Source organism: Paenibacillus sp. EKM211P, assembly GCF_011066175.1.
In the GTDB taxonomy this organism is placed as follows: Bacteria; Bacillota; Bacilli; order Paenibacillales; family Paenibacillaceae; genus Paenibacillus; species Paenibacillus polymyxa.
Genome location: NZ_JAAMNS010000011.1, coordinates 71,739 through 90,293, shown reverse-complemented (window position 1 = coordinate 90,293; position 18,555 = coordinate 71,739). Strand labels below are relative to the sequence as shown.

The 18,555-nt window shown below is 43.8% G+C and carries 20 protein-coding genes; 4 read left to right on the top strand and 16 right to left on the bottom strand.

Going from position 1 to position 18,555, the window contains the following annotated elements:
• Positions 1-55 precede the first annotated feature (55 nt).
• Positions 56-1,348, bottom strand: a complete 1,293-nt coding sequence (locus tag G9G57_RS16215; protein WP_019686007.1) for a homocysteine synthase — start codon at positions 1,346-1,348, stop codon at positions 56-58.
• Between the two features lie 152 nt (positions 1,349-1,500).
• A complete protein-coding gene (locus G9G57_RS16210; RefSeq protein WP_019686006.1) occupies positions 1,501-2,139 on the bottom strand; it encodes a flavin reductase family protein in 639 nt (212 codons plus the stop codon).
• 98 nt (positions 2,140-2,237) lie between these two features.
• Here G9G57_RS16210 and G9G57_RS16205 point away from each other — a divergent pair, with 98 nt between their 5' ends.
• Positions 2,238-2,927 (top strand): ArsR/SmtB family transcription factor, encoded by a 690-nt coding sequence (locus tag G9G57_RS16205; RefSeq protein WP_019686005.1) that lies wholly within the window; start codon positions 2,238-2,240, stop codon positions 2,925-2,927.
• Between the two features lie 12 nt (positions 2,928-2,939).
• Here G9G57_RS16205 and G9G57_RS16200 read toward each other — a convergent pair whose 3' ends face one another.
• On the bottom strand, positions 2,940-4,055 hold the full coding sequence (locus G9G57_RS16200) for a hypothetical protein (protein ID WP_238799309.1): 1,116 nt from the start codon (positions 4,053-4,055) through the stop codon (positions 2,940-2,942).
• 109 nt (positions 4,056-4,164) lie between these two features.
• Positions 4,165-4,764, bottom strand: a complete 600-nt coding sequence (locus G9G57_RS16195; protein ID WP_164965246.1) for a dienelactone hydrolase family protein — start codon at positions 4,762-4,764, stop codon at positions 4,165-4,167.
• Between the two features lie 463 nt (positions 4,765-5,227).
• Here G9G57_RS16195 and G9G57_RS16190 point away from each other — a divergent pair, with 463 nt between their 5' ends.
• A complete protein-coding gene (locus tag G9G57_RS16190; protein WP_016819467.1) occupies positions 5,228-5,770 on the top strand; it encodes a GNAT family N-acetyltransferase in 543 nt (180 codons plus the stop codon).
• A gap of 202 nt (positions 5,771-5,972) precedes the next feature.
• On the opposite strand, the gene G9G57_RS16185 is transcribed toward G9G57_RS16190, so the two are convergent.
• Both G9G57_RS16185 and G9G57_RS16180 read right to left on the bottom strand, forming a co-directional pair.
• Positions 5,973-6,788: a DUF2935 domain-containing protein gene (locus G9G57_RS16185; RefSeq protein WP_016819466.1), complete on the bottom strand. Its 816-nt coding sequence runs from the start codon at positions 6,786-6,788 to the stop codon at positions 5,973-5,975.
• 128 nt (positions 6,789-6,916) lie between these two features.
• Entirely contained in the window at positions 6,917-7,072 is a 156-nt protein-coding gene (locus tag G9G57_RS16180) for a hypothetical protein (protein ID WP_164965196.1), read from the bottom strand.
• An 86-nt stretch (positions 7,073-7,158) separates the two neighbouring features.
• Between G9G57_RS16180 and G9G57_RS16175 the strand changes: the two genes are divergently transcribed.
• Positions 7,159-8,268 carry an SPRY domain-containing protein gene (locus G9G57_RS16175; protein ID WP_164965245.1) on the top strand — a complete coding sequence of 370 codons (1,110 nt, stop codon included), beginning with the start codon at positions 7,159-7,161 and terminating at the stop codon, positions 8,266-8,268.
• A 111-nt stretch (positions 8,269-8,379) separates the two neighbouring features.
• Here G9G57_RS16175 and G9G57_RS16170 read toward each other — a convergent pair whose 3' ends face one another.
• The 8 genes from G9G57_RS16170 to G9G57_RS16135 form a co-directional block, all read right to left on the bottom strand.
• The gene (locus G9G57_RS16170; protein WP_164965244.1) at positions 8,380-9,435 is read right to left on the bottom strand and encodes an acyltransferase family protein; all 1,056 of its coding nucleotides are present in this window, start codon (positions 9,433-9,435) and stop codon (positions 8,380-8,382) included.
• A gap of 272 nt (positions 9,436-9,707) precedes the next feature.
• Positions 9,708-10,358 (bottom strand): hypothetical protein, encoded by a 651-nt coding sequence (locus G9G57_RS16165; protein WP_017428051.1) that lies wholly within the window; start codon positions 10,356-10,358, stop codon positions 9,708-9,710.
• A gap of 271 nt (positions 10,359-10,629) precedes the next feature.
• The gene (locus G9G57_RS16160) at positions 10,630-11,358 is read right to left on the bottom strand and encodes a GntR family transcriptional regulator (protein WP_016819462.1); all 729 of its coding nucleotides are present in this window, start codon (positions 11,356-11,358) and stop codon (positions 10,630-10,632) included.
• A 63-nt stretch (positions 11,359-11,421) separates the two neighbouring features.
• On the bottom strand, positions 11,422-12,204 hold the full coding sequence (gene frlD, locus G9G57_RS16155) for a fructoselysine 6-kinase (protein ID WP_164965243.1): 783 nt from the start codon (positions 12,202-12,204) through the stop codon (positions 11,422-11,424).
• A 94-nt stretch (positions 12,205-12,298) separates the two neighbouring features.
• A complete protein-coding gene (locus G9G57_RS16150) occupies positions 12,299-13,312 on the bottom strand; it encodes an SIS domain-containing protein (RefSeq protein WP_016819460.1) in 1,014 nt (337 codons plus the stop codon).
• Positions 13,313-13,472: 160 nt separating this feature from the next.
• Complete coding sequence (locus G9G57_RS16145; RefSeq protein WP_017428053.1) at positions 13,473-14,819, bottom strand: amino acid permease; 1,347 nt, start codon at positions 14,817-14,819, stop codon at positions 13,473-13,475.
• A gap of 16 nt (positions 14,820-14,835) precedes the next feature.
• The gene (locus tag G9G57_RS16140; RefSeq protein ID WP_017428054.1) at positions 14,836-15,663 is read right to left on the bottom strand and encodes a TIM barrel protein; all 828 of its coding nucleotides are present in this window, start codon (positions 15,661-15,663) and stop codon (positions 14,836-14,838) included.
• A 210-nt stretch (positions 15,664-15,873) separates the two neighbouring features.
• On the bottom strand, positions 15,874-16,635 hold the full coding sequence (locus G9G57_RS16135; RefSeq protein ID WP_107734774.1) for an SDR family oxidoreductase: 762 nt from the start codon (positions 16,633-16,635) through the stop codon (positions 15,874-15,876).
• A gap of 162 nt (positions 16,636-16,797) precedes the next feature.
• On the opposite strand from G9G57_RS16135, the gene G9G57_RS16130 reads away from it, so the two are divergent.
• Positions 16,798-17,709: an AraC family transcriptional regulator gene (locus G9G57_RS16130; RefSeq protein WP_107734773.1), complete on the top strand. Its 912-nt coding sequence runs from the start codon at positions 16,798-16,800 to the stop codon at positions 17,707-17,709.
• A gap of 345 nt (positions 17,710-18,054) precedes the next feature.
• On the opposite strand, the gene G9G57_RS25935 is transcribed toward G9G57_RS16130, so the two are convergent.
• Both G9G57_RS25935 and G9G57_RS26430 read right to left on the bottom strand, forming a co-directional pair.
• Positions 18,055-18,162: a hypothetical protein gene (locus G9G57_RS25935; RefSeq protein WP_017428056.1), complete on the bottom strand. Its 108-nt coding sequence runs from the start codon at positions 18,160-18,162 to the stop codon at positions 18,055-18,057.
• Positions 18,159-18,383 carry a phage terminase small subunit-related protein gene (locus G9G57_RS26430; protein ID WP_017428057.1) on the bottom strand — a complete coding sequence of 75 codons (225 nt, stop codon included), beginning with the start codon at positions 18,381-18,383 and terminating at the stop codon, positions 18,159-18,161. Before G9G57_RS26430 ends, G9G57_RS25935 begins: the two co-directional genes overlap by 4 nt.
• Positions 18,384-18,555: the final 172 nt, after the last annotated feature.

The window sequence follows — 18,555 nt, the reverse complement described above, 5'->3', positions numbered from 1 at the left end:
ACTGCTGCAAAAATGCCCTATCTCACTGGGCTAACTAGCCGCCAACTACTGTTTATTACTGTTGACTGGCCGCGATTGCCTGCTCCAGATCATACAAAATATCGTCTATCGCTTCGGTCCCGACAGATAAACGTAACAGCTCCGGTTTGACTCCAGCAGCCACCTGTTCTTCTGCGCTCAGCTGCTGATGGGTTGTGCTTGCCGGATGAATAATCAAAGACTTGGAATCGCCCACATTCGCCAGATGAGAAAACAGCTTTACATTCGCAATCAGCTTGCTTCCCGCCTGACTCCCGCCTTTGATACCAAAGGTCAAGATTGCCCCTTGTCCTTTTGGCAAATATTTTTGGGCCAACTCATAGGATGGATGGCTCGGCAATCCAGAGTAGCTGACCCACTCCACATCCTTGTGACTTTCGAGGTATTGCGCTACTTTCAGGGCATTCTGACTATGTCTTTCCAGCCGCAGATGCAATGTTTCCAAGCCTTGAAGCAGTAGCCATGAATTGAACGGAGAAATGGCTGCTCCCAAGTCACGCAGCAATTGCACCCGTGCCTTGATAATGTACGCGATAGGTCCCACCGCCTCGGTGTATACAACTCCATGGTAGCTTGGGTCCGGCTCAGTCAGTCCGGGGAAACGACCACTCGCTTTCCAGTCAAACTTGCCACTGTCCACGATTACCCCGCCAAGAGACGTACCGTGTCCGCCAATAAACTTGGTTGCCGAATGCACAACAATGTCCGCTCCATGTTCGATAGGGCGTAATAAATAGGGGCTTGGGAACGTGTTGTCCACAATCAGCGGAATACCATATTCGTGTGCAATCGCCGCTACAGCTTCCACATCTAGCACATTGCCCTGTGGATTGCCAATCGTTTCGGCAAATATGGCCTTCGTTTTATCCGTGATGGCTTGGCGGAAATTCTCCGGATCATCCGAATCGACAAAATGCACCTTAATACCCAATTTCGGCAGTGTAGTAGAAAACAGATTATATGTACCGCCATACAGACTGGAGGCCGATACAATTTCATCTCCAGCTCCGGCAATGTTCAGAATGGAGAAGGAAATCGCCGCCATTCCCGAAGCTGTGGCCAACGCGCCAGCTCCGCCTTCCAGTGCGGCAATTCGTTGCTCGAATACATCCGTAGTCGGATTCATCAGACGCGTATAAATGTTGCCGAATTCTTTCAGCGAGAACAAATCAGCCGCATGCTCGGCATCCCGAAATCCATATGAAGTGGTCTGGTACAACGGAACGGCGCGGGCAAAGGTATTAGGATCAATCTCTTGTCCGGCATGGACAGCGAGGGTTTCGAATGACAGCTTGCGTTCTTCTGACATGATTATTGCCTCCCTTGTTATACGTGCTGTATGAATCGTCTCTTCCTGTATGCGTAGTCTTGGATGATTTTTCAACTATTCTCGCACAAAAAGAACTATTTGGGAAGATAATTCTCATTATTCAGGTATGATATTATTGTTTTATTGAAACATCAAGTTTCGGATCGGAAGGTTTTGCCCAAATGCTCACCCAGACCAAAATAATGGCGGAAATTATAGATGAGCGGACTCCACTTTGCTGGATCAATATGATTCTCTCCGAGGATGATATCCTGATGAACATGCACCTGTATGGCTTGGGTTTCGACGATCGCAAAATAAGGAGAATGGTCAGGAATCCGCATCTCCTTCACCTTGGCTTCAATTTGAATAGGGCACTCCCTGATTCGGGTGGGCTTGACTCTATTCGATTCAATCGCAGCCAGTCCGCTGATCTCATACTTATCTTTTTGATATGAAAATCCATTTTTCTCTTTTTCCGCTGGAACGGGATTCTTGCCTGTAAAAGGAGCCAAACGCTCTACATTTTCCCACATGGAAGGCCCAGGAACATTGATTACACATTCGGGATGACGCTCCATATTTTCTAATGCTTTGCCACCTGTTCCAATACCTAACACCACACAATCTCCTAATGCCCACGAGGAGGAAATAGGGCTAATATTGGTCGTTCCATCCTCATTCAGCGTGTTGAGTAAAATCACAGGGGTTCCGTAATATAAAATGCTAGGGTTTATCGTTTTTATGCTTGGGGTACGATTCATCTGATTTATTGGATTCATTGGGTCCATGTTTTATTCTCCTTCTGTTCAGATCTGCCTCCTTATTGTAAAATGTAAACATTTCAACCTTCATCGAAGTATGGATTACAAAGGGGGATAACCGTGCCATGAGCACCCAATCGAATGTAGCCATGATTGCTTCTCTTGTCAGCGAGCCTTCCCGTGCAGCCATTCTCACCGCTCTATTAGACGGCAGATTCCACACGGCAAGTGAACTGGCCCATATGGCAGGCATCAAACCGCAAACCGCCAGTTTCCATCTGGCTAAAATGACCGAAGCACAAGTCATTACTGTAGAAAAACAAGGGCGGCACCGTTACTATGGCATTCAAGACCCCGAGGTTGCCCAGGTGATGGAGTCACTTTTGTCCATAGCTCCACCTGTTCCAATCAAGTCATTCAAGCAAGCCTCCGAAAACGAGGCCATACGGTTGGCAAGAACTTGCTACGACCATGTTGCGGGTCATTTAGGCGTACAGCTCATGAGTTTTTTCATGCAAAAGGGGATTCTTTCCGAGGATCAGGACGGACTTCATATCACCCAACAAGGAGAGATTTTCTTTGCTGACTTTCAGATCAACCTCAAGAACACAAGACAAAAGCGTCGCTCCTTCTCACATAAATGCCTGGATTGGAGTGAACGACGCCATCATCTTGCCGGTGCTTTAGGAAGTGCTCTTCTAGACAGATTATTCGAATTACATTGGGTCGAGCATCTGCCCACAACCCGAGCGATACGCATTACAGCCGAGGGTAAAAGAGGTTTTAAAGAGGTATTTTCGATAGAGATCGGCTAAGTAATCATAGTTCTAATGCTTTTCTTGTCCCGCATTGAATGTTATGACTGGAGACAAGGACCTTTGTTTTCTCGTCAATGGCCGGACATAGGCATAATTGTTTTTTGGAGCCTTTCCTTTTGCCACACCTGCTTTATATCCTCCAGCAGCAGCCGGAATGGCAACCAAGGTTCCATAGGTTCTCATCGCCCGTTCAATTGGGAAAGATACAGAACGCATTCCATCAGTAGATCCGGCAAAATGAACTGCGGCTGCATAATTGTTCAGCCGATCGTTACTGTCATTCAGCCATACGGAACCCGAATCTCCAGGTCCAGTTCGTCCCTGGGTAAAACGAATGACGGTTTGATCACGGAAAATCTCGATTCCCGAATCGCCCCTCACTCTTTGTTCCACGCCAATCGCCTCCACGACTCCTCTGGCGAAGCCGTTTGTTTTAGCCATTCTTTTAAACGTCATCCCCAGACGATAACTTAATAAGTGCCCAGGCACGGTAATAAGACCACCACTTTGGTTAATCAGATACCTCGGATTAAGCAGACTATTTGAATTGGCAATAGCTATGGCAGAGTCCTGAAAGTTAACACCTGTCGTAGTAAGCGGGACAAATTGAAAAGCTCTCCCGATCTGATCCGCCGTTCTGCCGCCATCTGCCGGAGAAGGCTGAATGGTATTGTGAAATTGATTTGTATTCGTCGGGACTAGGACATGGGCATTACTCAAAATAAACAAAGTATTATTCTTAATAACAATGAGTCCTCCGGTTCCTCCTGCAGTGGTGGGAACCGTTGTTCCTACACTGACCGCACCGGGCACGGGGCGCCATCTTTGGCGTGGGTTCGTTTGGGTAGGAGTCGCCGCTTCCCTTTTGAAAGAACCCACACCTAAAATTCGGATAGGTACCGCAGAAGCCTGACTTATATTATGAGTTACTGCCTGCAATTTGGTTTGCGTCACAGCCGAAAGATTTCTCAAGGTGTATACCACAATCGCCGCGCCCTTTGCCGGTCTATTGGGATCAGCATAACCTACTCCAATCCCTGTTACTCCGTTCCGTTTGAGCATCGTTCGCCATATCCGACTCTTCAGCTTGAAAGCTTGATAAAAGGTAGCCACAGCCACATACATCTCCTTTTCATAGTCAATGATGTATATACATATGACTAATCCGCACATTATGACTGTGCGTTTCCCTAGAACAGTGAAAAAGGTGTGGGCTGGAAGCAAACGACTGCTTTTATTGATCAGTCTTCCTGAAGAACTCTACCATTTCGATAAATGATTGCTGAGCTGAATGTACGTGATATCGGGGAGAGTACGGATCACTGAATCCGTGCTGTCCGCTGAATTTATGTACCCGGATATTATGGTTGTCTAAAGCTGAAATGAGCTCATCCACATTAAATGATATTTCTTCCTGTGGGAAAAAAAGTAGTGTTGGACAATGTGGAGTTATTTCCAAATAATTTCGAATACGAGAGCCGTAGTATCCTACGATTCCATCAACATATTTTTCTTTGCTACACAGCCAGGCAATCGTTGCCCCGATGCTAAACCCGACGATAAATACCTTTTTATAGCGAGCTTGAATACTTAACAATAAACTTTCAATATGATAAGAAGCACGTTCGAATCCTATATTTTTTATGAAATGGGCATAGGCAGCTTCCTCTTGCGAATAGTTAAAAGGCGTTTCTTTGCCTATTAAATTTGGACAAATGACGTCGTAATTCTCATCCGATAATAAGCTGCAATAATTTTGTATATGCTGGTTAATTCCATAAATCTCATGCAGCACGACAATGAGGGTGTCCGACTTCTTATCTATGCTTATCATGTTGCCCCCCTAGGTTTGAATATGGGAAAACAATTCATCCGGATACGCATATTTATACTCTTATATTAACAACCTGTAGATAAGCCTCTTCAGATATCGGAGGAGTATCTGGGATTATTGTGGTTTGAGGGATGATGTGGTTGCCATTTCCCGTCTTATCGAGTCAGAAAACTCATCAAAGGGCTTATTCTCTTGCCCGGGACCCTACGATATAAATCGCTATATTTCATCATTAGAAGTTTCCCATTCGAATATTCGCTCTTCGAGCACTTCGTAAGCATTATTCATAATTCCTAACCTCCCTTTTTTAGAAAATACTATATCCAATATGATCATTTCGCTATATATTTTTAGTTGAAATCTTGAGAAATGCTACCTGGCATACACCACTCATCCAATCAATTCTACATCTTCACCCTATGATATAATTCTCTCAGTATTATCGTATGGAAGGAGGATACAGATGTCGGAGCAGCAAGTATACGTCCGGTTCCCAGAAGAAGTGGACGTCACAGAATTGACAGCAATGTACAAACGCAATCGGGAATTCTTTGATACGTTTTCGCCAAACCACCAAGAAGAGCACTATACGGAGGAGCACCAGCTCCAAACGATTATTAAGAGTAAGGCTGACATGGTAGAGGATCGGAAATATTCCTTCGTGGTGTGCCACAAGGAAGACAATCAGATTATAGGCAGCATAGGTCTATCTTTTGTAGTAAGGGGACCACTTCAGAGCTGTATGATCGGATACAGCCTAGACCAAGCCTATAACGGCAAGGGTTATATGACGGAGGCGGTGAAGCAGGTGGTTCGCTACGCTTTCGATGAACTAAAATTTCATCGGATCGTCGGAGAAGCCTCTCCTCGGAATCCAGGGTCCATCCGTGTGCTTGAGAAGGCTGGCTTTCACAAAGAAGGCATTTCTCGAAGCAACGTAAAAATTAATGGAAAGTGGGAGGACCATCAGGTTCTGGCGATTATCAATCCATCAGAGGATATCTAAGTTTAGTGAATATTGGTCTTGAAAGTTAATGGAAAAGAAAAGTTATGACCACCTATTAGAATGCGTTAGTTGAATGACAACAGCGACAGTCTAAGACTTTACTTTTTAAGTCTTGTTCTGCCGCTGTTTGAATTTTTGCTCAATCTAAAACTTTATTTCCAATGCACATTTTACAGAAACTATATTCGTTTTGCTGGGAATCTCAGTGCATGATTTCTTTCTTATTCACCTTAACGCCGGATAAGGACTGATCAAACATTTCGAGAATAAAGAGGAAGCGCTCAGCTTCACGAAATACATGATCAGCTAATAAAGGGTGAATAATGCTTTTTATTCGGCACTCGTCAATCAAATCACGCGCTGTTTTCTTAAAATCTCGCAAGGACTTAACAGAGATACGGTTTTCATCCACAAATTGACTCAGAAGTGGAACGGTCTGCGACTGTGGGCGCATATAACTTAAATCAATCGCTTGAAACATTAGTGTATCAAAGTCATTACTAAACTCCCTAGCTTGTTCAACCAGTTTGCGTTCGGATGGATCCAGCAAATGGCCTATGAATTTTGCGTGATCAGCCATGATCTTTAAGAAAAAAATATTTTCATCAATAATAGCATCAGGTAAGGGTTCAAGCGTTCCTGAATTGAGTTCCCCTAAACGATTTCTGAAATAATTCGCTTCCCGGCTTACATGATCTACCAGCAAGGGGAAATTGGTTTGTCCAGGAAGTTTGCATTGTAATATAAGCCCCAATACCATCCTCTTAAATGCCCAAATATTTGTCGCCGCATTCTGTACTTCCGTATTAAACTCTTTGATTGTATAAGGATCTGTATTGATATTAAATTCATACGATCTTTTCTCAATATCCTCAAAGATAGCGTAAAACCGATTGGCTTCTGTTTTAAGTTGAGTATCTTCCGCTCTAAAGCCTAACCCCAGAAAAAAGGAATGCTCCTTCATAATCCTGGACCAAAAACGTATTTCATCTAATGAGCGTGAAACAAATGCATCCAATGATATCCCTCCTCTAAATGAGCAAAAAAGTACTTACTTAGTCATATGGGATATGACAGGTCATTATGAATATCGAAGTTCAACGTCTCATACGAATCCAATTCCGAAATTGAGCCGGAGTTATTAAATCATTCAGGGTTTTCTTCCGTTACCAAGTCTACCCGAAATTCAAGCTGGTCTCTCATAAAAATTTTACCTGCAATCTTGACCGATTCTAGCTTAATCTCCTCTACTATTCCCCCATATTCCTCACGAAAAAATAAATTCCAATATATTACTTTCATTTGAATATATATCATTTAATGTTTGGACAATTATCCCAACACAGTTCTATAATTCTCTTGTTATTACATAATTTTAGGAGGAAGTCATGAAAAATATTTATAAAAAACTAGGAACAATAGCGTTAGCTCTTCTTATTGGAGCTTCGGTGTTCGCTTTGTTCCCCACAGTTACAAAAGCTGAGACTACAAATGTAACTTGGACAAATGGTTCTTTAGTAAGAATTCTTGGGAGTAACGGTGATGCCGACAAAGCAACTGTTGGGAAAACCTCAGGAAAATGGTACTGGGAAGTAAGCGTAAATGATAATAGATACGATTCTATAACTCTAATAGGAATTACTGGCGAAACAGGCACACTACCCACATCGTCATGGGAAATGATGGCTAAATATGGCGTGGATGGTCAACTTTTAATTAGAACAAAGAACACATCAAACAATATTCAAAGAACTGCTTATGGTAGTATATTTGGCGGCAATGACGTGATTGGTATAGCTTTAGATTTGGACAACGATAAAGTCACATGGTATAAAAATGGGGTTTCTCAAGGAACAAGCATCGCAAAACCTTCAGAACTTACTGGATCACAAGTGTTCCCACTAATCTACAATGGTACTGGATCAGAAAAAAAACTTACTGCTAATTTTGGGGCAAGTGATTTTAAATATCCAGTTCCTGAAGGATTTTTGCCTTATCAAGCTACAGGTGGATCTACAACACCTGACCCATCTACAAATCCTGATCCATCGACAAAGCCCGACCCATCTACAACGCCTGATCCATCGACAAAGCCCGACCCATCTACAACGCCTGATCCATCGACAAAGCCCGATCCGTCTACAACGCCTGATCCATCGACAAAGCCCGACCCATCTACAACGCCTGATCCATCGACAAAGCCCGATCCGTCTACAACACCTGATCCGTCGGATACAGATGGTTCCTCACAACCAACTGGTGACCGCGCCATTCTAACTGTAACGATGGACAATGGATTTGATAAAGAATTCGATCTGAGTAAAAAAGAATTGAATGCCTTCATCGCTTGGTATGACGCTAAGGATGCGGGCAGAGGTGCTTCATTCTTTGCCATCGATAAGCATAATAATAACAAAGGCCCGTTCAGCAATCGCAAAGACTACGTAATCTTCAACAAAATTCTCACATTCGAAGTAAGTGAGTATTCAACCAAATAAATATAGGGTTTGCAACCTGCTCATTTCAATAAAAAAGCGCAGCTTCCAAAAAGCATGGACGCTGCGCTTGTATTTAACTAAACTGCTCTTGAATGAGTGCAAAAAACCAACCTAGACTTGGCTTCCAACTTGGTTTGGATTAAGATCCATATTTTTAGTGTACACCTTGCTATTAATGAGACTGATGATGCTGTTAACAATAATTGAGGTAAGTATCGTTAACAGAATTAACCACAACAAAATCAAGATAGATACCTTGGGGAAGAAAACAATGCTCTGAAAATAATAATAACAAAAAAAGGTATGGGTTAACCAAATATTCATTGAATTTTTACCTAGGTAAACGAAAGGTTTGGTTAGTTTTAATTTATTCATTAAATGAATACTAACGAGGATAACTATAGGGGCTATTATCATATCAATCGTTGTCTTCTCAAACCATTGACTCGTAGTACGAAAACGGAATAATAGCACAAGAACAATAACATCAAATAGTATATTATTGAAAATAATGGAATCATAAATCTTACTCATCCATGAGTACAATTTATATTTTGCAAAGAACAGCCCTATCATAAAAGGCAGCTGCCAATACATAATACTGTAATAGTTTCCTTGTGAATATGAATTATAAAAAACAAGGCCAGCAATTAGAAGAGTTACCCATGCGTTACGTTGGAAGGCTTGGAAGGTGACCGGAAAAATTAATAGCAGCAGAATATAGTCATATAAAAACCACCACTCACCATTATATGAACTGGACAGCGCTATAAAATTCCGCAAAAAATCCATTATTGAATTATGTTGAAATCTATCGGAAGTTCCAAAGAAGTATAAACCCACCGGAATAAAAAGCAAAAAAACAACCCAGTAGTTTATCATGATTTTGCTTAATCTTGTAAAGCTTTTCTGCATTAAATGCTGTGGATTCTGAACATTGCTCTTATATAAGCCATAGCCACTTAAAAATAGAAAAATAGATATTGCGATCTGGCCAAAATGCCCTAAATAGAACTCCCCTCTTTCATGAAATAAACTAAATAATGAAACATAGTCGTACTTTAGTCTGTCAGGAAAAGCAAAAAGATGATGAATCAAAAGTAGTACTACAGCAATCCCTTTCGCAATATTTGTTTCTACAAGCTTTAATTCCTTGTCATGGTGCACACAATATCCTCATTTCTAGTTGTAATGGAATAGAGATATATTAGCACAAACAAATAATATAAAATATTTATTTTTTTTAGCACCATATTACGTCCCAATTTCATACAAAAAATGCGATCTTCAAAAAGTTTGGAGCCTCGCTGTTAGCTAGATGGGCTTTCTTCCTTTGTCCGTATTTCGGTAGAGAATTGGATAGAAAAAAAAGCTTTCCATAGCCACCTTTGGGGTGATTATAAAAAGCTAATCTGCTTTGCAGCGTCTATAATGCTCGCTTAAAATTTTTCTGGAAACTGTTTGACAATACCTTCTGTCAGGAAGTCCGCTAAATGAATCATATGGATCTCATTTTTATCGGTTGCGGCAATATCTGCTTTCCAGTCTCCTTTGATACAGTTAAGGACTATTTCCGTAATCAACTGAAGGTGCGTATACAGCATATCTTGTAGCGTTTTGAACTGCCAGTTCGGATTCGCTTCACTTAAAAATTTGGCGATATCATCGGCGTTTGTATGCCAATCCGCCTCTAGCTTTTTCACGTCCGCCTGATTGCCCGCTTTGGCAGCCGCTACGATTTTCCCTGCGATCAGAATATGCTCTCTCAGAAGATCAGCCAGCTCATTACCGGCAGCTTCCCCATAATAAGGCTTGATCACATTACCTATATCCTGTTGGTTCCGTAAAAGTCGGTCCAATACATCCTTTTGGTCTGGACGATTAGATATGGCGCTGACAATATAGCTTCTCGTCCATATCGTATGATCGATCCATACCTTCTGCATATCGACTTTCAGTTGCACCATTTTGGGGATTAGGCAAATGTTCCCCTTATCCTCCCCCGCCTTCGCTTGCACGACAACTAGTGGATTCATGCTAAAAACGAGCGCCAAGGTTAACGACAATGCCAGTAACCATTTATTTTTCACATTCTTCTGCTCCTCTTACGTTTGGATTAAACAGGCTGTCTTATTATGGTTGAAATATCTAATTCTATACCACCCCTGCAATCATCTTACAAAAACTTGATTTCGTATTTCAACACACAAAAAAGGCCTGCCGGTGGTAAGCCAGCAGAGCCTATGACTCCATGGTCCAAGTAAAAGAAGCAATTCTGATGAATAAAGCTACGTCCTGGAGTACCCGTATAATCGTTTCGAAGCTAAATCCTTTTTGGAAAATAAGCCTGATGGGCATAACCTATTTTGCCCGGTGGACCGTCAGGTTGACCCGATTCGTCTCACACATAAATGTGGAGAGATGAACAGGCTCATCGTTTGCATCAAAAGCAATCTTCAATATCCGGAATAAGTTCGCCCCGATATCACATTCCAGAAATTTCGCATAATCTTTAGTCGCACCGATCACATCAATGATCTTGTCATTGCTCACGATCTCGGTGTTATAATCCTCCGCCAGAATCTTGTAAGTCGATTCTTTCATTGCGATCTTTTTTTCCAAATCCGGAAACCGGGTCAGTGAATAATGGGCTATATCATAAAAAAGCGGGCGGTCATCTACATACATCAAGCGTTCAAGCTCCAACACAGGGCTGCCTTCTTCAATAAGAAGATGTCCAGCCACCTCTTCAGATGCCGGGATTACTTCGCTTCTTAATATCCGTGAGTTTGGAATCATGCCCAGCTGGTGGCTGAACTCTGAGAAACCGCTTACGGATAACAGTTCATTATGAAATTTGTTGGAGGCTACAAAGGTGCCTCTACGAGGAATTCGCGTCAGGGTTCCTTCCCGCACGAGCTCCTCAATTGCTTTCCGTATAGTGATTCGGCTTACACTATAAGTATCACAGAGTTCTGCTTCGGTTGGAATCTGTTCATCCGGTTTGTACCGTCCGTCCTGGATATCGTTCTTCAACATTTGCCTGATCTGCATATACAGCGGCTGGGGGGTTGAAGGATTCAAATTCATGGTAAATTCATCCTTATCCATCAATGATTATAATAAGTATTATACATTGATGATCATCTCCAGTCACCATGCACCGAAATAACCTATCGTCTTCCCAGCTGTAATTGTCCCAAGCTCCAGGCAGTCCTCTGCTGAAAGCCCTTTCAATCGGCCGTAAAGGAACCCGGCAATGAAGGAATCCCCAGCTCCCATCGTATCCACGACGTTCACCTTACCCACGCCGTGCGGAAAGAATTGTTCCCCATCGTAAGCAAGCGAACCGTTCTCCCCCAAGGTAGCTACAGCAATCTGCGCTCCTCTTTGCTTGACCTCTACCAAAAGTTGGCGGATATAGTCATCATCCTGAGTGTACGAAAAGAATGGATAGTCTACGTAGGGCGTTAATGTCTGTATCCGATCATCCTGCAACTGATCCGAGAAATCAAAGGAAGTGATCAGGCCCTTTTCCTTAAAGAGAGGAAAGTACGGATCGGCATGGCCCCATATCCCTGAGTGGACAAGCTGATAATGGCCAGCAAAATCGATCTCTTCTGCTGTAAGGAAAAACTGTGCCATAACTCCCTCGTCGTATTCGCCGAGCCTCCGGTCATTCTCCACCATCTCCACGTGGGTTACCGCTGTTTTTCCGTCCTTTTTTAAAATTCGGGAAGTATCCACACCCTTGTCCTGAATAGCCTGGATCATGATCTCCCCATAAATGTCGGTGCCCACCCAGCCCAGATAGGCCGTCTTTGCACCCATTTCAGTTAAATAGACGGCAACATTCACCGGATTGCCTCCAGGATAGGCTTTGCCGCTTGCTTGATAGACATCCATGCAATTATCCCCGACTGTAATGATTCTCATCTTGCTCCCGCCTTCCCTGCTATTAAAGAATGAGCACTACGAAGTAGTGCTCAAATCAAATGCATCAATATAGAATGAACTAAGGCTGCGTATCTTAATATTCCATTTGGCGATAGTATCTTCTAAGTGTTAACGGATGATTTCTCTCACGCTCCAGGTAGGCGCTGATACGGCTTAGTACAGACCAGTTGATACTTACGGCAAAATGCTTTCTGAACTCCTCGCTAATGCCTTCCATGGCAAAGTCTTTGGTATCAATAATGGTCAGCTTCTTCGTAATCTTCTCAGCGAATCTTTCCACCCGATCCATTAGAGGTCTTGTCTCATCTTCGCCTTTCAGCAGAATAACACTGGTATCTTCAACCACAAGCTCAAGCGTGCCATGGAAGAATTCCGCCGCATGAATCGACTTCGCATGAATCCACTGCATTTCTTCCAGGATACACATCGCGTAGGAGTACGTGTTCCCCCACAGGTTGCCGGAGCCAACCATCATATGATAGTCAGTATCTTTATGTTCTTTTGCAAAAGCTTCCGCTTTAGGGTCAAAGGTTTTGACTGCGTCCAGAATCGCACGCGGCAATAAGGCAACTTCCTTCGTGAACTGTTCATATTGAGGGAACTCATTGTTGTTATACATGAACCGGAACACAACCATGTACAGGAGCATGAAGAATGTATCGAAGGAATGTTTCTCCGAGCCGGTTGTGATACAGTGATCTACAATTTTGGTTAATGGAGTATCCCTTTCTGCCACAAGTGCAATCGTAGTCGCTCCCCGTTCCTTACAGAACTCGGCTGCCGCAACAGTCTCCTGCGTGGTTCCCGACACAGACGTAAAAATACATACGGAATCCTTACTGAAATGTCTGTTGTTCATCACCATAAACTCAGCAGCAATCGCCGCATGCACATCGATGGTCGAGCTTGATTTCAGAATATACTCATAAGGATACATCATCGCAATTGTGCCACCCGCACCAATCAGAAAAATATTGCTGTACCCTTTCTTGGCAATCCCGTCTACAATCTCTTCAATTTGTCCTCTAAAGGCCAGGCCCTCTTGTTCCACAAGCTTAAGGAATAACTGTTCGTCAAAATTCAACATTTACGTTCCCTCCCTATACTGGATCGGTTCCTCTCCAATATCATCCATTTTTATTTATTATATATAGTATCATAACCAGACAGTACAATTATAACAACTATTTTTGTAAAATCTGAAGGAAATCAGCGAGTCAGCATCGGCCCCCTTCAGTTCATCCGGACTAAGTCACTATATTACTACTGTCATGACTGCTTTTAGATCCATACTTCTTCTCCCAGTAGTAATACACAGGCAACCCCGTTGCGATGACTATCGCCGCGGCAATCATGCCCTGCACTGGAGCCCACGTAAAGGTTCCCCAAGCCAGCCATCCTGCCCCAAGGATAGCCAGGATAGTAGTTACTCTCCACATTGGCATGCGGTAAATCGGGTTATAATCCTCTCTCTTACGGCATTTATAGACCGCGGCAAAGTCCAGAATGTTAATGACCAGCTGAATCAGCGTGAAATAACCCAGCAGTTCGGTTAAATTGCTGAAGAACACAAGAATACAGGCCAACGTAACCTGAGCAATAATCGAAAAGCTTGGTGTTTCGAATTTGGGATGAACTTTCGCAAAACGCTGAAAGAACAGCCCATCCTTCGCCATGGCATACTCCAGGCGAGGCTGAAACATAATGCAAGAACTCAAGGAACCCAGGATAACAATAATCGCGGTAACAGCTACAAAAGATGAGGCCATGCCGGATAATCCGGGGATGTACTTGACGGCGTCGGACACAGCGGAGCTGGAACCCATCAGTTTATCGAACGGCATTAGGCCGGTGACACATACCGCAAGCAGCGTATATAAACCCAATACAATCAGTACCGAACTAATTAAGGCCCGAGGGAGAACTTTCCCTGGATTTTTGAATTCTCCAGCCATAAAACAAATGGCGGCCATTCCCGTGTAAGCCCACGTCGTGGCAGATACGCCACCAATTAAGCTTGAACTTGTCGCTCCTGCGACGGGCGTGTAAGCAAAGTTGTCAAAGTTCATATACATGAGGCCCAGCACAATGACAATCAGGAAAGGGATGATTTTGATAGCCGTAATAATGACCTGAAAACTACCGCCTGCCTTAACACTACGGTAATGGATGGACGTGATGATCAGAATGATCGCTACTCCTAGCAGTTTACCGGCAATTCCAACGAAGAAAGGGAAGAAGCTCGCCAGGTATGCAACAATGGCCAGAGCCATAATTGAAATGGACGGAGGATCGAGGGCCCAGAAGGTTGCCCATCCGTATAGAAAAGCCAAAGGCCTCCATCCTGCTTTATTCAAGTATACGTAACCGCTTCCATTTTGCGGGTAGGCAGTCGCCAACTCAGCCAGCACCATGACCTGAGGAATCGCAATAACTCCACCAATAATCCAGGCTAGAATTGAGATCGAAGGCATACCCGCAGCTTTTGCGACATCACCGGAAGAGACGAAGATTCCGGAACCTACCGTAGTTCCAACAGCGATGGCTAGGGCCGACCAAAAGCCCAGTTTTCGTGTAAGAGAGTCATTACTCATAACGAGTTCCTCCAAATCAAGGTGATAAGACTTCCATTCCCCTTATTTTCCTGACTGATTCCCTAAGTACTTCCTGTGGATTCTGATAATAATTGAACCCCATAATCTCTAGTGTACAAGCTCCCTCGTAATGATGGCTCTGAAGACTGGTTAGATATTCCCGCCAATTCAGCACCCCATCATCCAGAGCAAGATGCGCATCAGACAAGCCGTCACCGTCAATCAGGTGGAAATGAACCATCTCCGCAAGTAGGGAGAAATAATCTTCGGGTGTCTCGTTAGCGAGCTGCATCGCTACGGTGTCGATCATCCCTTTTAATGACGGAGAACGGATCTCCTCCAGCATCCTCTTGATTCCCTTAGCATCGATAATTAGATTCGATTCGAATCGGGTCAGAGGTTCCAACGCTAAAGTCACCCCTTCCTTCTCCGCCACCCTGGATATCTGATAGATGGAGTCGCTTGCATATTTCCATGATTCCAATTGTGATACAGCGAAGTCCCCTATTCCTGAAGTCACAAGCATCATATTGGTCTCCAGCTCCAGAGCCGCGTACAGATTATCTATGAAGTATACGATACTCTTCTGCCGCAGTTGGGAATCGGAAGCAGCAATATTGAAGGGATAGACACACTGTTCCGGCGTATAACAGACGACCTTCATGTCTCGGGATTTCAGTTGCTGCCTTATGTGCCTCAAGTTGCCAAGAACATTCCGATAGACGTATAAATGAGGCTCGCCCGCCCACAACTCGATGTGCTCGATCCCGAGTTCAGTCACGTGATCTAGGAAGTGCTCGAAAGGAAAATGCCTATACGTAATATTCATTCCCGCAATCTTCATTTGCTTCACCCCCTCTCATGTAAGCGCTTTAATTTGTTATGTCTTGTATTATAACTAAGGGTTACAAAGATTTCAATGCCTTTTTAAAAATAAATAAAAGCCATTCAGCCGGTTCTTAATGTGGGTTGCTCAGCTCCTATAGGGGCAAAAAAAAGCAAGCCTCAACGAGTACATTTGCTCGTTTGGCTTACTTATCATCCCCCTTATACCTTACACTTGAGATGTGGGGCGAATTACGATCTCGTTCACATCAACGTCAACCGGCTGCTCGATCGCGTACGCAATGGCACGGGCAATCGCCTCCGGTGGCATTGCGAACTGGTCACGAGACTCTTCGAGCCGGGTCCTCACCTCCAGATTCGTCACACCTTCAGCGAAATTCGTCCGAACCAAACCGGGTGAAATGATCGTTACCCGCACCTTATCACCAGCTTCCTGTCGCAAACCCTCGGAGATGGCGCGGACGGCGAATTTCGTGGCGGAATAAACGGACTGGTTTGGTACAGTTTTATGTCCCGCTGTAGAAGCAATATTGACGAAATGTCCGGAACCCAGCTTGCGAAAGACAGGCAGTGCTGCGGCGATGCCGTACAAAACACCTTTAATGTTGACGTCGATCATGTTCTCCCAATCCTCTACACGCAAGTCATCAAGGGGGGAAATCGGCATCACGCCGGCATTGTTCACGAGAACGTCAATCGTGCCGAATCGCTCACATGCCAAATGGATGAGCTTGTTTACGTCCTCCCGCCGTCTGACGTCTGTGCTAGCATACACGACTTCACCCCCAGCCTCCGCGATACGGGCCGCAAGAGCTTCAAGACGATCAGGTCGTCGTGCCCCAAGTACGACTTTTGCCCCATGCTCAGCCAGTAAAAGCGTAGTCGCTTCACCAATCCCACTGCTTGCACCCGTAATAACAACAACTTTATCTTTGATTCCGGACAAGGTTGTATTCTGGATTAATCTCATAGTCGAATCCTTCTTTCATCTGGAAATTGTCTTTCGCCTTGAATTATAAGAAATATCAAAATAAAGCAGGTAGACGATTCATACGCGTTCCTTGCCTAATCCTGTCTAGTTTGAGTTACAATATTCATATCAGCTTAAATGAAAAAGGATTGGTGAATAAGTTTGAACCAACTCATTACGGAGTTAGCTAAGCAAATTGCACGGCATACGTCTACGGACGGTTTACACCAAACTGCGATTTCAGAGCTTTGTTTCAGGCGCACATCCGCGGAAACGGAACCGACGCATACCCTCAACATGCCCTCTCTTTACGTAATTGCCCAAGGCTCTAAAACCGTCACATTTGTTGGGGAAAGCTTCATATGCGATTCGTCCAGTTATATGGTCGCATCCGTACATCTACCAGTGATTGGGAAAATTACTCATGCTTCTCCGCAGTTGCCGTACCTAAGTTTACAATTAACACTTAGCCCTGATGTCATTATAGATATAAGCAAGAAATCTAGTTCACAGAAAAAGGGAGACACAGGAAGGGGCATTTTGGTTAATCCGTCCACTTCCTTTCTGTTAGATGCGATTCTACGCCTCGTCAATCTTTTAGATTCACCCACGGATATCGAGATACTAGCTCCACTCTACATCCGGGAGATATTTTATCGTGTGCTGGAGGGAGAGCAAGGAGCGCTCCTCAGGCAGTTCGTTGTGATCGGAAGCTATGCACAAGGTATTTCAAATGCAATACATGTAATCAATCGTGACTATTCTGAACAGTTAGTCATTGAAGAGTTAGCAAAAAAAGTGAACATGAACCCAACAACCTTTCACAAGCATTTTAAAAGAGTAACGGGTATGAGCCCACTACAGTATCAAAAGATCATTCGATTGCAGAGCGCACGTCGGCTGATGCTCAAGGAAGGCTACGATGCTGCTACGGCAGGATTTCGCGTCGGTTACGAAAGTCCTTCCCAGTTCAACCGAGAATACGCCCGCTTATTCGGACGCCCACCGATGAGAGATATCAGTCACCTGCGTGACATAGAATTCAATATTGGTTCTGCCTTAAATAATAAATAGCCCATCGCCCTGTAATTTGGAAGTAAAGTACACCGTTAAACTAACCGGCAGTAATCCGTAACGGGTATCCTAGACCTCGGATTATAGGGTCTGTCTCGTAGATAATTCCCTAACTTGTCCTCTCTCAATTATTACCCTGTTCCCCGTTCTTTTCCATAAACACAGGGACCAACAAACGGCGCCTACGAACCCAGGCGAACTAAAATTCTCCGTAACGTAAGCAATTTCTTTAATTAAAAAGCTCTGCCAACCATAAGGTTAGCAGAGCTCTCTATCTAATTTAATTTCGGGCAAATCTCGGAAGAAACTTGATGAATGCGGGATGTATACAATCTTTTCAAAAAGTTACACCCAACATGATTTAAGGATGATAACCAAAAGGATATAGAGCACCAAGATTGCTGTTGTAGAAGTCCACGCACCGCAAACAGCTGGACCTGCGCATCCACTCATAACTTTAGCCCTCCTTTATTTGTCGTCACCTTAATATATGTGTGAATACACACTGTGACTGGGCATGCAGGTAAATAGAAAGAAAATATCCCGCCACCAGTTAAGGTTAGCGAGGAGTTACTCTGCTTATGTTTAAGCTCCTCCAATGCTAACTTCGCTCCGTCACTCTCTAGCCACATCTGTTTTGCCTTGTCCCGCTCAGGACTCCGTTCTCTCGCCATGTTACACAATCACCACCCCCACGAATGTAAATGCAATTATTTTAATTTATTTAATAATATGATGTGACCTTTGGCAAAACAAAGAAAGCCCCGAACCAGAAAAGGTTGGAGCTTTCTTCCTTTGTTTGATAGCTTGGTTTAATTAAAGTTCATCTGGGGCACGGCAATAGCG